Genomic DNA, 15,358 nt, shown 5'->3' on the forward strand with positions numbered 1-15,358 from the left:
TCTAAGCGTGAAACAGACCTCAAGATAAGACTTCCCATCCAGAAATGGAGTAAGACCCCTTGTAGACTACGAGGTAGATAGGTTGGAGGTGTAAGCATGGTAACATGTGTAGCTGACCAATACTAACGGTTCGAGGGTTTGACCTAAAAAAATAGGTTAATTGATTGCAGTATTTGTTTTTGAGAGTATGAGGTTTTATACTTAAACTAAATATTCTAAGCATTTTTGGTGACGATGCGCTTTAGGGAAACACCCGTTCCCATACCGAACACGTAGGTTAAGACTAAAGCGGCCGATGGTACTTGTCTGGAGACGGACCGGGAGAGTAGGTGGTTGCCAAATTTATGCGCGAGTGGCTCAGTTGGTAGAGCATCTCCTTGCCAAGGAGAGGGTCGCGGGTTCGAGTCCCGTCTCGCGCTCTGTAGAGGCTTTCGATAGTTCGAAAGCCTTTTTTTGTTGTATAATTTTTGTTATTACCTATTACAATAGATATATAGTTGTATACTGATACTATTAAAATTCATAGCTCATCTGTAAGGAGAAGAAGTAATGGTTGTAGGAATGTGTAAACTTAAATTATATGCCCCATGGGTACATTCACTAAAAGAAAAGCGTATGATTATTAGAAGCCTCCTAGGCAAGGTAAGGAGTAAGTTTTCTATATCTATAGCTGAAGTAGAAGCTATGGATGTTCATCAAACAGTAATAATAGGTTTTAGTATTGTAACGAACGAGACAAAGGCTGCTGATGCTATAATAAATCAAGTTATAGGCTATATTGAAGAAAATACTGAGGCAGACTTATTGGATATTGAAAGAGAAATTATAAGTGACTTTTAAGAGAATGTAGATTCTACATTCTCTATTTTGATTAATAGAATAAATATTTGGTTAAGTGTGAGGGCATGTAGTTAAGCTTATTGTATTCCAACTTCTAGTCCTCAACTTTTAAGACAGGCTAAGTTCATTTCATCAAACTAACGGTCAAAGCTCAGAAAAGAAGTTCACTTTTCTTCAGACATTTCCCTAAAACCAGTTTGATTCCATTCGCTAAGCCTCTCTAAAAAGTCTGTGGAGGAAGTTTCTATACAACAACTTACCTTACAGCCCATCACATCATAGCCCTTTCGGGAGAGAAATAGCAAAGCTACATGCCCCATTTTCTAAACATCCTTCATGTGAAGATGTCTAATCATTTCCGAGTTTAGATTAAAAGTACTATTAATTCTACAAAGCTTATCTTAATTAACCCAGTAGCAAAAGATATTGAGACATGCAACTGTTAGTTGTATTTATCTTAATTTCAGATTCAACTGAAGGTTTATTGAATAGGGTATTCTGATTTGGTAAGCTTAAGACAAAGCTAACAGGGAGGAATACAAATGAATATTAATAATGTAGGGAACTTTATTGCACAGCTTCGTAAGGAAGCTAATATGACACAGTCGGATGTAGCAGATGCACTTCATATTTCACACCAGGCAGTATCTAAATGGGAGAGGCTAGAATCTTTGCCGGATATTACAATTCTGCCAGAGCTTGCCAAACTATTTGATATTTCTATTGATGAATTATTGAATGGAAAGAAAAAGGCTTTAGAAGAAAAAGAATCTATTAATTTAGAAGAAGAGACTTTTATTAATGATTTAGCAACTCAAAAAGTTAAAGAGGCAAAAGAAATTTTAAAGACATTAGAAAATAAAGCAGAGCTTTTAAAGGAAATAGCGCCTATTACAAAGCCAAAGGTATTAGATGAGATTATGGAAGAAGTAGAGATTGATTTAGATCAAATAGAGGAATTTTTGCCGTTTTTAGGAGCTAATGTATTAGATAAAATTATTAATCAGGCGATAGTTTCTGGTAAAGTGGCTCGATTACAATCAGAAATCTATCCATTTCTAAACAATGAACATAAGAATCAGCTTATAGACCATTATATAAATCAGAAACAGGAATATGACTTAGATGATTTTTATCCTTTCTTAAATGGAGAGCATAGAGAAAAGCTCATTAATTATTTTTTTGATAGAAATAAAATAGATAATCTAGAAGATTTATATCCTTTCTTATCTAAAGAAGAAAAAGATTTGGTGATCGAAAGAATATGCCAAAATAGTTTTTATGAATATATAGAAGATATGATGCCTTTTATAAATGGCGAGCAAAAAGATAAAATAGTAGAAAAAGCCTTAAATGATAAAATTGATAAAAGTATATTGAGTGATTGGGCACCTTTTCTTAATCAAGAGCAACTAACAAGAATTATTTTAAAAAGTAATAAATGAAAAAGTTGTACACATTAGTACCAATAAAATAGAGTGATTTGGGGATAAGTAGAGATAATCATACACATTATGTGAATAACAAATAAATTTGAAGTCATAGAGCTAGACAAAAAGGTGTAGCTAGAATAGAGCTACACCTTTGATATATAATAATTTAAATACGTACTAGAGTATGAGGGTCGGCAATAACTTCCTCTAATTGAGCAAGTTTAGCCACATCCCAATAAGCGTCTCTATTAAAAGTACAATATAGGGCTTCTACTACAATAAGAAGCTTTTTCTCTGTATGCACTTCATAAATAAGTTCATCACCAATTTTAATTTTGTTTAAGGCACCTTTAATGTTTTTAGTAAAGACTTTGTTGTCATATTCTATTTCAAGACGATCATCTAACAAAAATTTTGCAAAATCCTCTTTATTCATAAGCATTTCCTTTCTTTAATAGAAATTTTGTAATGGTAAGTGTAAGAGTGTTTTACATTATATTGTATGTTAAAAAGTCGATAAATAATAATTAAAATGTTGGGAATACTAGTAGAAAGTTCCGTTATTTGTAGTATACACCTTTTAAATAGGGTGTAAACAAGGTTTAAATAAAATTTCTTAAAAAAAATTATAAAAACCTATTTACATACGTCAATCAGTGTGCTAGAATAACGAAGTAGTCAAGAGACGGCCCATTGGTCAAGCGGTTAAGACACCGCCCTTTCACGGCGGTAACAGGAGTTCGATTCTCCTATGGGTCATTATATATGGTGGGGGTAGCTCAGTTGGTTAGAGCGCCAGATTGTGGCTCTGGAGGCCGTGGGTTCGATTCCCATTCTCCACCCTATATGTTTCAACTAAATAAAGTTTCAAGCATATGAACTTAGGGTTATCGCCAAGCGGTAAGGCACAGGATTTTGATTCCTGCATTCGGAGGTTCGAATCCTCCTAGCCCTGTTGTCCAAATGGACAATTCATAACATGGGTCACTAGCTCAGTTGGTAGAGCACTTGACTTTTAATCAAGTGGTCCGGAGTTCGAGCCTCCGGTGGCTCATATGCGGGTGTGGCGGAATTGGCAGACGCACTAGACTTAGGATCTAGCGCCATTGGCGTGGGGGTTCGACTCCCTTCACCCGCATCTTTTAAAAAAATAATATTTATAATTTACACGCGGGTGTAGTTCAATGGTAGAACTCCAGCCTTCCAAGCTGGCCACGTGGGTTCGATTCCCATCACCCGCTTACACGAAAAGCCTTACTCATATGAGTAAGGCTTTTATTTTTATGTATATTTGCCAATAGATGCACGTGTAAATGATTTTGGGATGATTGTATTAATATAAAGATATAACGGCGCATTAATAAATAGTTTAATTATTTCATAATGAATTATATTGGTATTGATTAATTGTAAATATAGTATGTTTAAAATCACATGTAATACTATAGAGTCATTATTAGAGTGATATATTAGTGATAGTAAAATATTTAATTGTGTTTCCTATATTGTAACTTGGATGGTATATGAAAGTTAGTGGGTGCCGTTATTTAAAGTATATTAAAAGTAACAATAGAAGGTTACTATGCCTGCAGTTTTAGATAAAGCATCTTTAGTAGGGGATATGTTTAGGATAAAGTGACTATAGAAGTAAGTATTAGTATAGTTTATTGGTAATAACAAGTTATTAGTTGTAGTTATTTAAAGTATGTCAAAGGTAACAGTAGGAAATTACTATGACTGTAATTTTAGGTAAAGTATTTTTAGTAAGATATATGTTTATGATAAAGTGACTATAGAAGTAAGTACTAGTATAGTGTATTGGTAATAACAAGTTATTAGGTGTCACTATTTGGAGTATATTGAAGGTAACAATAGCAGAATACTATGTTTGTAGTGTTAGGTATAATATCTTTAGTTGAGATATATGTCTGTGATAAAGTAATTATAGAAGTGAGTACCGGTATAGCTTGTTAGTTACTATAGAGGTCACTATTTGAGGTAGAGTACTAGCAATAATAAGCCTGTTAGTCGTCTCTTTTAACTTGAAATATATTTCATTATTATAATAAAACATTTTGTCTTAAAAATCAACAATTTATTATAAAAATATGTTAAATTAAATCTAATTATAATGCTATGTGTAAAAAAGGCTACTATATATAAAAAAGTAAGATACAAAGAGAGGGGAAAGTAAGATGACTAAAAATAAGCTACTAGAATTGTTTGAGAACCATAAAGGAGAGTACTTATCAGGTGAAGCTATTGCACAAAGTTTAGGATTATCTAGAACAGCTATATGGAAGAATATAAACTTACTTAGAGAAGAAGGATATGATATTGAATCTACTAAGAAAAAGGGGTATATCCTTAATGCTAACTCCGATATATTATCTAAAATGAAATTACAGCAATTTTTAGATAAAAGCTTTCCTATAGACCATGTAGAAATGCACAAAGTGGTAGATTCTACGAATAAGAGAGCACTTGCTTCATATGTGGCAAAAGAAAAAAATTGGATAGTAGTAGCAAGTGAGGAACAAGAAAAAGGAGAAGCTAAAGAAGAAGCAAGTTTTTACTCACCTCAAGGAAAAGGGGTTTATATGAGTGTAGCGATTGATTTGAATTCCCCTATGGATGCAATGGATACTATAATTAAACAAAATAGTGAAGCTGTTAGAGTGGTTATACGAGAAATTACTCAGGTAGACACAGAAATAGGTGAAGATAATAACCTTTATTATAACAATAGAAAATTAAGTGGTATTATGACACAAATGTATATAGAAGCAGAGAGTAAGACTATTAAAAGCATGATTGTTGGTATTGGTATATATGTACACGGAGCAGATGAAAAGGCTATTGCTTTAACTGAAATTACTGGTGAATATTGTAATAGAAGTGAGCTTATTGCACGTGTTTTAAATAAGTTATATGCCTATTATGGAAGATAAGAAATAAAGTAAAAATTAAATAGAATAAGTAAAAGGGATATGATGTATAAAGACATCATATCCCTTTTACTTATTCTAAAGCTTAATAATATTCTAAGTAAGAATTTATAAAATAGCTTGAACGAAATTAACTCCAAAGTCAAAGGCTTCTTTAAGATTACTTTCGCTTGGATTAAAAGCAATATTTAATGGTTCTACTGGCATAGGGAATTTAAGTTGTGCAAAGCGTGCAGCAATATTTTTAGTAGCTTCACCACTCCAACCATATGAACCAAAGCAACCAGCTGAAATACCTTTATGAATTACAGGATTTAATGAAGTTAGAAGTTTCCAGATAGGAGGAAGTGTATCGGCTAAAATAGTAGGAGAACCAATTAATAGGCCTTTAGCCATACTAGCTTCAGCAAGAACTTCATCAAAATCAGCAGTTACAAGATCATAAAGTAAAACATCACAATTAGGATTTGTGCTTAAAATACCTTCATGGATTTCTTTTGCAAGTTTTTCTGTATAACCATAAGCAGATACATAAGCTATAACGATACTAGGAGTAGATCTTACAACAGGTTTACTCCATTCTTTATAGAAATTAATATATTTAGTCATATTTGTACGGTCTAATATCATACCATGACCAGGGCAGATAAAATCGATTTCTAAGTCTTCAATTTTTGCTAATGCCTTAAGAACAAAAGGTTTAAATGGGCCCATAATCATATCGTAATAGTATTTGTAAGCTTTAATATAATCGTCTTCTTTTTCTTCTTCAAGTTCAGCTTTAAATACACGTTCATCACTATAGTGAGCGCCAAAAGAATCACATGTTACAAGTGTACGGTCTTCTTCAATGTAAGAATACATAGAGTCTGGCCAATGTAGGCAAGGTGCACCAATAAAACGAATAGTTTTATCGCCAAGTGAAAGTGTTTCCCCATCTTTTACAACAAGGCTTTTGAATGGTGCATTAATAATTTCACTCATATATTTAATTGCTTGAGTCGTTCCAACAACTGTAGCAAGAGGTGCAAGTTCAAGAAGACGTGCAACACTACCTGCATGATCTGGTTCAGTATGATTAACGATAATATAGTCAATTTCAGTAGGGTCAATCACTGTTTTTAGGTTTTCTAAATATTCATCAAAGAATTTGGCTTTTACTGTTTCAAACACAGCAGTTTTTGCACTTCCTTTAAGAACATAGGCATTATAAGTCGTTCCAAATTCTGTTTCCATTACGATATCGAATACTCTTAGATCTGGATCAAAGGCACCGACCCAAGATAAAGCTTCAGTCACATTAAGATGTTTAGCCATAACAAGACTCCTTTATAATATATTACTAGATAATAATTATTATAATAGAAAAATTAAAGTTGTCAAATGTGACAAAGTTACTTTTCAAATGATAAAAACGTGATATAATTAAAGTTAAAGGATAATTATTATCCATAATAAACAAATTATTAAAAACTTTCTAGAATTTTATACTATAATACAAAATTAAGAATTTATACACAAATCGAGGAGGGACTACTCATGTCAAAAAAAATGATGACAATCGACGGTAATACTGCTGCATCATATGTAGCTTATGCATTTACAGACGTAGCAGCAATTTACCCAATCACACCATCTTCAACAATGGCTGAAGTTGTGGATGAATGGGCAGCACAAGGCAGAAAAAATATCTTTGGCCAAAAAGTAAGTGTAGTAGAAATGCAATCTGAAGCAGGTGCAGCAGGTACATTCCATGGTTCACTTCAAGCAGGTGCACTTACAACAACATTTACAGCTTCACAAGGTTTACTTCTTATGATTCCAAATATGTATAAAGTAGCTGGTGAGCTTCTTCCTGGTGTATTCCATGTAAGTGCTCGTGCTTTAGCAGCTCAAGCTTTATCAATATTTGGTGACCACCAAGACGTTATGGCAGCTCGTCAAACAGGTTGCGTAATGCTTGCATCTGGTTCTGTACAAGAAGTAGCAGATATTGCTCCAGTTGCGCATCTTGCAGCGATTAAAGGTAGATTACCTTTCGTTCATTTCTTTGATGGATTCAGAACATCACATGAAATACAAAAAGTAGAAGTATTAGATTATAGCGATTATGAAAAATTAATCGATCAAGAAGCTTTACAAGAATTCAGAAATAGAGCACTTTCTCCAAACCACCCTGTAACACGTGGTACAGCTCAAAACCCTGATATCTACTTCCAAACAAGAGAAGCTTCAAATAAATATTACAACAACATTGTTGGCATCGTAGAAGATTACATGGCACAAATGTCAGAGTTAACAGGTAGAAAACATAGTTTATTTGATTACTATGGAGCAGCTGATGCTGAAAACGTAGTAATTGCTATGGGATCTGTAACAGAAGCTCTTGAAGAAACAGTTGATGCTTTAAATGCAAATGGTGGAAGCTTTGGTCTTGTTAAAGTTCACTTATATAGACCATTCTCAACAGAACATTTCTTAAATGCTGTTCCAACATCAGCTAAAAGAATCTGTGTACTTGATCGTACAAAAGAACCAGGTGCATTAGGCGAGCCTCTTTACTTAGACGTACGTGGTGCATTCTATGATAGTGAAAGAACACCAATGATCATTGGTGGACGTTATGGTCTTGGTTCAAAAGATGTAACTCCAACAGATCTTAAAGCAGTATTTGATAACTTAACAAGTGAACAACCTAAAAATAGATTTACAGTAGGTATCGTAGATGATGTAACTTACACATCATTAGAAGCAAAAGATACACTTAAAATTGCTTCAACAGGTACAATCAGATGTAAATTCTGGGGTCTTGGTTCAGATGGTACTGTAGGTGCTAACAAACAAGCAATCAAAATCATTGGTGAACATACAAATAAATATGTTCAAGCATACTTTGATTATGATTCTAAAAAATCTGGTGGTATCACAATGTCTCACTTAAGATTCGGTGATTCACCAATCCGTGCAACATACCTTATTGATGAAGCTGATTACATAGCTTGCCATAAACAAGCATTCGTACATCAATATAATATCCTTAAAGGCCTTAAAAAAGGTGGAAACTTTGTACTTAATACAGAGTGGGATTTAGTTGCACTTGAAGAACATTTACCAGCAGCAATGAAACAATACATTGCTGAAAATGAAATTAATTTCTACACAGTAGATGCTACAACTATTGCAAAAGAAATTGGTCTTGGATCACGTATCAACATGATCATGCAAGCTGCTTTCTTCAAACTTGCTAATATCATTGATGAAAATCAAGCTGTAGAATACCTTAAAGCTTCTATCAACAAAGCTTATGGTAAAAAAGGTGAAAAAGTCCTTTCTATGAACTACCAAGCAGTAGAAAAAGGTATGAATGCTCTTAATAAAGTTGAAGTACCAGCATCATGGAAAACAGCTAACCAAGCAACAGGTTGTGGATGTGGATCATGTTCATGCGGTGCAAACACAGAAGAAAAACCAGATTTCATTAAAAATATCGTTGAGCCAATCAATGCTCAAGAAGGTAACAGCCTTCCAGTAAGTGCATTCAATGATTACGAAGATGGTACATTCCCAGCAGGTACAGCAGCACACGAAAAACGTGGTATTGCAGTAGATATTCCAAGATGGGATATGGAAAAATGTATTCAATGTAACCAATGTGCATATGTATGTCCACATGCATGTATTAGACCAATCCTTGTAAATGCAGATGAAAAAGCAAATGCACCAGAAGGATTTGAAACTAAGAAAGCAGTTGGTAAAGCATTCGATGGTCTTGAATATAGAATCCAAGTAAGTGCTCTTGACTGTACAGGTTGCGGTAGCTGTGCAGAAGTTTGTCCTGCTAAAGGAAAAGCTTTATTCATGGAACCACTTGGAGAACAAGTAGAAACACAATCAGCTAACTGGGATTATGCAGTTAAAGAAGTATCTTATAAAGGTGACCTTGTAGAAGGTAAAACAGTTAAAGATAGCCAATTCAAAACACCTCTTATGGAATTCTCAGGAGCATGTGCAGGTTGTGGTGAAACACCATACATCAAACTTGTAACACAACTCTTTGGTGACCGTATGATGATTTCTAATGCAACAGGTTGTTCATCAATCTGGGGTGGTAGTGCACCATCAACACCATATACAACAAACCACGAAGGTAAAGGACCATCATGGGCTAACTCACTCTTCGAAGATAATGCTGAATATGGTTACGGTATGTTCCTTGGCGTAAAACAAATGAGAAACAAAATCCAAGCTAACATGGAAGAATTAGTAGCTATGGATATTCCAGCAGAATACAAAGAAGTATTCACAAACTGGTTAGACAACAAAGAAAATGGAGAAGGTTCAAAAGCAGCAAGTAAAGCTGTAAGTGAACTTCTTGCAAATCATACATTAACAGATGAAAAAGCAGTTACTTTAGTGAAAGAAATTGCTGAAAGAGAAGACTACTTAGTAAAACGTTCACAATGGATTCTTGGTGGTGACGGATGGGCTTACGACATCGGTTACGGCGGTCTTGATCACGTTCTTGCATCAGGTGAAAACGTAAATGTACTTGTATTCGATACAGAAATTTACTCAAATACAGGTGGTCAATCATCTAAATCAACACCAGTAGCAGCTATTGCAAAATTCGCAGCATCTGGTAAGAGAGCTAAGAAAAAAGACCTTGGTAAAATGATGATGGCTTATGGCAACGTATATGTAGCTCAAGTTGCTATGGGATCAGACAAAAACCAAACAATCAAAGCTATTCTTGAAGCAGAAGCATATGAAGGTCCATCTATCATCATTGCTTATGCACCATGTATTAGCCACGGTCTTAAAAAAGGTATGGGCTGCTCAATGGAAAATATGGCAGATGCAGTTAAATCTGGATACTGGCATTTATACAGACACAACCCATTATTAGAAGAACAAGGTAAAAATCCATTTATCTTAGATTCTAAAGAACCAACAGAAAGCTTCAGAAGCTTCCTTATGGATCAAGTACGTTATTCATCTCTTGCAAAACAATTCCCAGAAGATAGTGAAGGGTTATTTGAATTAGCAGAGAAACATGCTAGACAACGTTATGAAGGCTACAAAAAATTAGCTGAACAAGAATAATAAATACTCCTCTCATACGATTAAAAACAGCTGTCACATATAAGATGTGACAGCTGTTTTTTTGATAAAAAATATTTTAATACAATAGATGAAAGACAATAAAAATGCCCTAATTAGATACTTAAATCTAATTAGGGCATTTTTTATAATTTATAACGAAGTCTTCTAGTTTCTCTATAGTTTCAGGACTTAATATATGCTCAATTTTACAAGCATCTGCTTCTGCAATTTGAGGGCTTAGACCGAGGACATGAGTCAAGAACTTCTTGATTAGGGTATGTCTATAAATGATATCTTTTGCTGTTTTACGCCCTAAGTCAGTGAGCCTGATATCTCCATAAGATTGCTGTGTAACCATACCAGCATCTTTTAAGTTATTAATAGCCTTATTAACACTTGGTCTAGATACATTAAGTTTTTTTGCTATGTCTATAGAACGGACAACACCATTTTGCTGTTCAAGTTCTAATACAGTTTCAAGGTAATCTTCACCAGATTGTCCTAGAGTCATGGTTTCCCTCCTCCTTCATAGTATCCCTTTATATATTATAACAAATATTTTAATGAATTAAAAATAAAACACTTTAGTTGTGAAAAAATATTGACAGAACATTCAAGTCGATATAAAATAATGTTAGTTAAGGTTAACATTGTTTGCTAATGTTAACATATAATATAATGAAAATCAAGTTAGTTGATAAAATAGAGAAAAGATACTTATTAGAAGTATTATGATTGTATAACTTGGGAGGGATAGTATGAGTAATTTAAAGAAAGTACCTTGTGGTAAAAGTGCTATCGTAAGACAAATAGATGTGCAAGGCACACTTAAAAGACGTATCATGGATATGGGTATTACAAAAGGTGTTGAAGTAACAGTTAAAAAAGTAGCACCATTAGGAGATCCTATTGAAATTTCTGTAAGAGGATACTCATTAAGCTTAAGAAAAGAAGATGCGAAGAGCATATTAGTTGAGTTAGTATAACTCGATTTTTTTTGAGAGATAAGTTAGCCTAGTCTAACAAATAGAAAGGGAGTTAGCGAACTATGGGATATAATATAGCATTAGTAGGAAACCCGAATAGTGGGAAGACTACTGCATTTAATGCTCTAACAGGGAGTAAGGCTTATGTTGGGAACTGGCCAGGTGTAACAGTTGAAAAGAAGGAAGGTAGATTAAGAGGTACTAAAGAAGAAGCAACACTTGTTGATTTACCAGGTATTTATTCACTTTCACCTTATACTCCAGAAGAGGTAGTAGCAAGAAACTACATTATTAAAGAACAACCGGATTTAATTATCAATATTATAGATGCTTCAAATATTGAGCGTAACCTTTACTTAACTCATCAATTAGTTGAATTAGGTAGACCAACTATCATTGCCTTAAATATGATGGATATCGTTGAGAAACGTGGAGAAAAAATTGATCTTAAAGCACTAGAAAAACGTTTTGGAGTTAAAGTTGTACCTATTTCAGCTGCAAAAAATAAAGGTTTAGAAGAACTTATTAAGCTTGCCTTAGAGGTATGTGTAGCGAAAGTACAAATTAAAACAGAAGCATTACCATTAGAAAAGTCAGTAGAAGTTGCTATTGAAGAAGTAATAACAATCTTACAGGATCAAAAAATTGATGCACATTATGATACGCGCTGGTTTGCATTAAAGGTACTTGAGCAAGATAAAGAAGTTGTAGCACAACTTAACTTATCAAGTGCTGATAACCAAGTGATTAAAAACTGTATCGAGCAACTTACAGTAGAATATGAAGATGATGTTGAAAGCATCGTTATTAATCAACGTTATGAGTATATTACTAAGTACATTAACGAAATTGTTAAAAACAGAATGAGCCATAAGGTAACACTATCAGATAAGATTGATAGAGTTGTTACAAATAGAATTTTAGCTATTCCTATTTTCTTTGGAATCATGTGGTTAGTATACTTCTTATCAATCCAAACAGTGGGTGATATGACTATTGGATTTATGGAAGAGTTATTTGGTGGTATTGGTGATCAAGTAGGGATATTCCTTGAAAGTATGAGTGTATCACCATGGATTCATGGATTAGTGGTAGAAGGAATTATTGGCGGGGTAGGAGCTGTACTTGGATTCGTACCACAGCTTATGATTCTCTTCTTATTAATTGGTATCCTTGAAGATTGTGGCTATATGTCACGTGTTGCCTTTATCATGGATAAGATCTTCAGAAAGTTTGGCTTATCAGGAAAATCATTCATTCCTATGGTTATTGGAACAGGCTGTTCTGTACCAGGGATTATGGCATCAAGAACTATTGAAAATGAGCGTGATCGTAAGATGACAATCATGCTTACACCATTTATTCCTTGTGGTGCTAAGCTACCTGTATTTGCACTTTTAGTAGGAGCATTCTTCCCTGATCATGCATGGGTAGGGCCTTCTATGTACCTTTTAGGTATTTTAATGGTTATCATTTCAGGATTAATCTTGAAAAATACTTTATTTAAAGGTGAAGCAGCACCTTATATTTTAGAATTACCAGAATATCATGTGCCTAACTTTAAAGGCGTATTTATGCAAATGTGGGATCGTTCTAAAGCTTTCATTGTAAAAGCTGGTACAGTAATCTTTGTTGCTTCAGGCCTTATTTGGTTCCTACAATCATTCAACTTTAGTCTTCAAATGGTAGAAACAGATCAAAGTATTTTAGCATCTATTGGTCACTTTATTGCTCCAGTATTTGCACCACTTGGATTTGGTACATGGCAGGCATCTGTTGCTACTGTAACAGGATTCTTAGCAAAAGAAGCTATTGTTGCCACATTTGGTGTTTTACTTGGAGTAGGTGAAGTTGCAGAGTCAGACCCAACATTAGTTACAAATATGGGTGCTTTATTTACACCACTTAGTGCTTATGCATTTATGGCATTTACACTACTTGCAGCACCATGCTTCGCAGCTATTGGTGCTATGAAAAGAGAGTTTGGTAACTGGAAGTGGACACTTATTGCACTAGGATATCAAACAGGGCTTGCATGGATAGTAGCATTTTTAATTTACCAAGTAGGCGGATTATTTATTAAATAGAAATGGAGTGAGATGAAGATGGCAGATTTTATTATTATAGGAATTATAGTATTACTGATGGCAGGAGCTAGTTATAAGATCTATCGTGATAAAAAGAATAACCCTTGCGGTTGTGGATGTTCAGGATGTGCACAAAAAAGCTGCCCATCTAAACATCAAGCTAAAGATAAAGATAAATAAAAGAAGGCGGTATAGTGCATGCTATACCGCCTTTTAATGTACTTAGGGGGAGTTATTTTGGTTGGGGTGGGAGTTTAAAGTCAATTTCTTTATAACAGAACCACCAGTCAAAGCAGGTATATTCTCCTTCACGTTTTTCAGCAGTAGGAATATCAGTTGGAGGAGGAATGATACCTTTATTTCCGATCAATTCGTTGTTTGGCCAATTAGCAGGGAGGGCCACCTTATTTGCATCACCTACTTGTAAAGCGACGAGGGCACGAATAATTTCACTAATGTTACGACCAATCTCAAGAGGGTAGTATAAGATAAGTCTAATAGTACTAGTAGGATCAATAAAAAATACTGCTCTTACAGTTGAAGTTTTCCTAGTAGGTTGAATCATGCCAAGTTTTGTAGCTGTTGTTCCAAGTGGATCTGCAATAATAGGGAATGGAATATTTTGACCTAGATTTTCTTCAATCCATTGTACCCATTTCATATGAGGCTGTACTTGGTCTACAGAAAGACCAAGAAGGTCCGTATTAAGTCCTTGGAATGTATCATAATTCTGAGCAAAAGATACAAATTCAGTTGTGCACACAGGCGTAAAGTCACCAGGATGGCTAAAGAGTATAAGCCATTTACCTTTGTAGTCATCAGGGAGTTTTTTCACTCCATAAGTTGTTTGAACTGTCATATCAGGGAACTTATCTCCTATTAAAGGAAGATTCCCCATAATTTCTGCCAATCCTATCACCTCCTACAAAACTATTTATATTCAAGATAGGAGTTGTATTATGAAAAAAATTATTAATGAAGATAATACCGTTCAATATAGCGATAGACTTCACTTAAATCAACCTTGTCTGCAAAGTCTTTAAGGTAAGGTACCTTTTTATAATCATCTAACTCTATAGGTTCTTCAAGAGGAGGATCAAGACGATAATAATTTGATTTTAATAGCTCATAGCTATAACGATTTTCTATAGGTGTATTCGTATTCAAAAGGACACTCAAAAAGGGAGCTTTTGATTTGGTAAATGGATTAATAGCCCACTGAAGAACACCCCAATTTTTTGTACGACGTACAATACGTTCAGGATAAAATCCTGTACCAATAGAAAGCAAACGAAAATCGGATAGATTATATGTTGTTGGAAATACAGAACGTACGCAAATAACAGGAGCAGCAGTAGGAGAATTCATAAATACACCACCATCAATAAAGTTATTCACGGAAGGAAAGTATGTAGGGGCAGCGCTACTACAGAGTGCTACATCAATGACCTTTTCAGAAATTGTAGGATTATTGACTAAGTTAGTAAAAAACACACCTTCAAAACCCTTACATGTATAACCTTTTACATTAAAGGACGGAATAAAAGCATACTTAGGCAGAGAAGCAAGAGAAAGATTTTTGGGGAATACCTCCTCAAGAGTTTCCTGAAGATGAATATTTCTATACTTAGGAATAAAGAGATTAGGACGTTTTGGGGTAAAGATATACTTTACTTTATCATAGGAGTAAAAGTCATCAATTTCTTCTACGGATTTTTGATAGGCCAACCCTAGGGCAATAATAGAGCCTGTAGAAGTTCCCGCGAACATATGGGTTTGGTCAAGAAGTGTAGGATACTTTTCAACAATACGTCTTAAAAGTCGTGTAGAAAGTGCACCACGTATACCACCTCCATCAAAGGCAATGATACGGAAGACAGACATATTAGATCCTCCCTTACAATATATATCAAGATTATTTTATGAAAAGAGATACTACACTAGACCAAAAAATATCATAC

At 34.4% G+C, this 15,358-nt stretch carries 12 protein-coding genes, 7 tRNA genes and 2 rRNA genes; 16 read left to right on the forward strand and 5 right to left on the reverse strand.

Features of this window, described 5'->3' with window-relative positions:
- The 5 genes from BN2390_RS00310 to BN2390_RS00330 all read left to right on the forward strand — a co-directional run.
- Positions 1-146 (forward strand): 23S ribosomal RNA (locus BN2390_RS00310); the annotation flags it as partial.
- Between the two features lie 78 nt (positions 147-224).
- A 5S ribosomal RNA gene (gene rrf / locus BN2390_RS00315) occupies positions 225-342 on the forward strand.
- Between the two features lie 4 nt (positions 343-346).
- Positions 347-419 (forward strand) — tRNA-Gly (locus tag BN2390_RS00320).
- A gap of 130 nt (positions 420-549) precedes the next feature.
- The gene (locus BN2390_RS00325) at positions 550-840 is read left to right on the forward strand and encodes a DUF503 domain-containing protein (RefSeq protein ID WP_053982382.1); all 291 of its coding nucleotides are present in this window, start codon (positions 550-552) and stop codon (positions 838-840) included.
- Positions 841-1,382: 542 nt separating this feature from the next.
- On the forward strand, positions 1,383-2,285 hold the full coding sequence (locus tag BN2390_RS00330; protein WP_053982383.1) for a helix-turn-helix domain-containing protein: 903 nt from the start codon (positions 1,383-1,385) through the stop codon (positions 2,283-2,285).
- A 154-nt stretch (positions 2,286-2,439) separates the two neighbouring features.
- Here BN2390_RS00330 and BN2390_RS00335 read toward each other — a convergent pair whose 3' ends face one another.
- Complete coding sequence (locus BN2390_RS00335; protein WP_053982384.1) at positions 2,440-2,709, reverse strand: hypothetical protein; 270 nt, start codon at positions 2,707-2,709, stop codon at positions 2,440-2,442.
- A 251-nt stretch (positions 2,710-2,960) separates the two neighbouring features.
- On the opposite strand from BN2390_RS00335, the gene BN2390_RS00340 reads away from it, so the two are divergent.
- From BN2390_RS00340 to BN2390_RS00370, 7 genes are all read left to right on the forward strand, one after another.
- A tRNA-Glu gene (locus BN2390_RS00340) sits at positions 2,961-3,032 on the forward strand.
- A 9-nt stretch (positions 3,033-3,041) separates the two neighbouring features.
- Positions 3,042-3,115, forward strand: a tRNA-His gene (locus tag BN2390_RS00345).
- A gap of 41 nt (positions 3,116-3,156) precedes the next feature.
- Positions 3,157-3,228: transfer RNA gene (locus BN2390_RS00350), tRNA-Gln, on the forward strand.
- Between the two features lie 26 nt (positions 3,229-3,254).
- Positions 3,255-3,327: transfer RNA gene (locus BN2390_RS00355), tRNA-Lys, on the forward strand.
- Between the two features lie 3 nt (positions 3,328-3,330).
- Positions 3,331-3,411: transfer RNA gene (locus tag BN2390_RS00360), tRNA-Leu, on the forward strand.
- Between the two features lie 32 nt (positions 3,412-3,443).
- Positions 3,444-3,514 (forward strand) — tRNA-Gly (locus BN2390_RS00365).
- 954 nt (positions 3,515-4,468) lie between these two features.
- A complete protein-coding gene (locus tag BN2390_RS00370; protein ID WP_053982385.1) occupies positions 4,469-5,224 on the forward strand; it encodes a biotin operon repressor in 756 nt (251 codons plus the stop codon).
- Between the two features lie 105 nt (positions 5,225-5,329).
- On the opposite strand, the gene BN2390_RS00375 is transcribed toward BN2390_RS00370, so the two are convergent.
- Complete coding sequence (locus tag BN2390_RS00375; protein WP_053982386.1) at positions 5,330-6,538, reverse strand: FprA family A-type flavoprotein; 1,209 nt, start codon at positions 6,536-6,538, stop codon at positions 5,330-5,332.
- A gap of 222 nt (positions 6,539-6,760) precedes the next feature.
- Between BN2390_RS00375 and nifJ the strand changes: the two genes are divergently transcribed.
- A complete protein-coding gene (gene nifJ, locus BN2390_RS00380) occupies positions 6,761-10,324 on the forward strand; it encodes a pyruvate:ferredoxin (flavodoxin) oxidoreductase (protein WP_053982387.1) in 3,564 nt (1,187 codons plus the stop codon).
- A gap of 127 nt (positions 10,325-10,451) precedes the next feature.
- Here nifJ and BN2390_RS00385 read toward each other — a convergent pair whose 3' ends face one another.
- Positions 10,452-10,835: a metal-dependent transcriptional regulator gene (locus BN2390_RS00385; RefSeq protein WP_053982388.1), complete on the reverse strand. Its 384-nt coding sequence runs from the start codon at positions 10,833-10,835 to the stop codon at positions 10,452-10,454.
- Positions 10,836-11,082: 247 nt separating this feature from the next.
- Between BN2390_RS00385 and BN2390_RS00390 the strand changes: the two genes are divergently transcribed.
- The 3 genes from BN2390_RS00390 (at position 11,083) to BN2390_RS21270 (ending at position 13,577) form a co-directional block, all read left to right on the forward strand.
- Positions 11,083-11,310, forward strand: a complete 228-nt coding sequence (locus tag BN2390_RS00390) for a FeoA family protein (RefSeq protein ID WP_053982389.1) — start codon at positions 11,083-11,085, stop codon at positions 11,308-11,310.
- Positions 11,311-11,372: 62 nt separating this feature from the next.
- A complete protein-coding gene (gene feoB / locus BN2390_RS00395; protein WP_082238509.1) occupies positions 11,373-13,397 on the forward strand; it encodes a ferrous iron transport protein B in 2,025 nt (674 codons plus the stop codon).
- A gap of 18 nt (positions 13,398-13,415) precedes the next feature.
- On the forward strand, positions 13,416-13,577 hold the full coding sequence (locus tag BN2390_RS21270; protein ID WP_198524836.1) for a FeoB-associated Cys-rich membrane protein: 162 nt from the start codon (positions 13,416-13,418) through the stop codon (positions 13,575-13,577).
- A 52-nt stretch (positions 13,578-13,629) separates the two neighbouring features.
- On the opposite strand, the gene BN2390_RS00400 is transcribed toward BN2390_RS21270, so the two are convergent.
- Both BN2390_RS00400 and BN2390_RS00405 read right to left on the reverse strand, forming a co-directional pair.
- Positions 13,630-14,307 (reverse strand): peroxiredoxin, encoded by a 678-nt coding sequence (locus tag BN2390_RS00400; RefSeq protein WP_242847628.1) that lies wholly within the window; start codon positions 14,305-14,307, stop codon positions 13,630-13,632.
- Positions 14,308-14,369: 62 nt separating this feature from the next.
- Positions 14,370-15,281, reverse strand: a complete 912-nt coding sequence (locus tag BN2390_RS00405; RefSeq protein ID WP_053982390.1) for a patatin-like phospholipase family protein — start codon at positions 15,279-15,281, stop codon at positions 14,370-14,372.
- Positions 15,282-15,358 lie beyond the last annotated feature (77 nt).

The sequence above is a fragment of the Niameybacter massiliensis genome, assembly GCF_001282685.1.
Taxonomy (GTDB): Bacteria; Bacillota; Clostridia; order Lachnospirales; family Cellulosilyticaceae; genus Holtiella; species Holtiella tumoricola.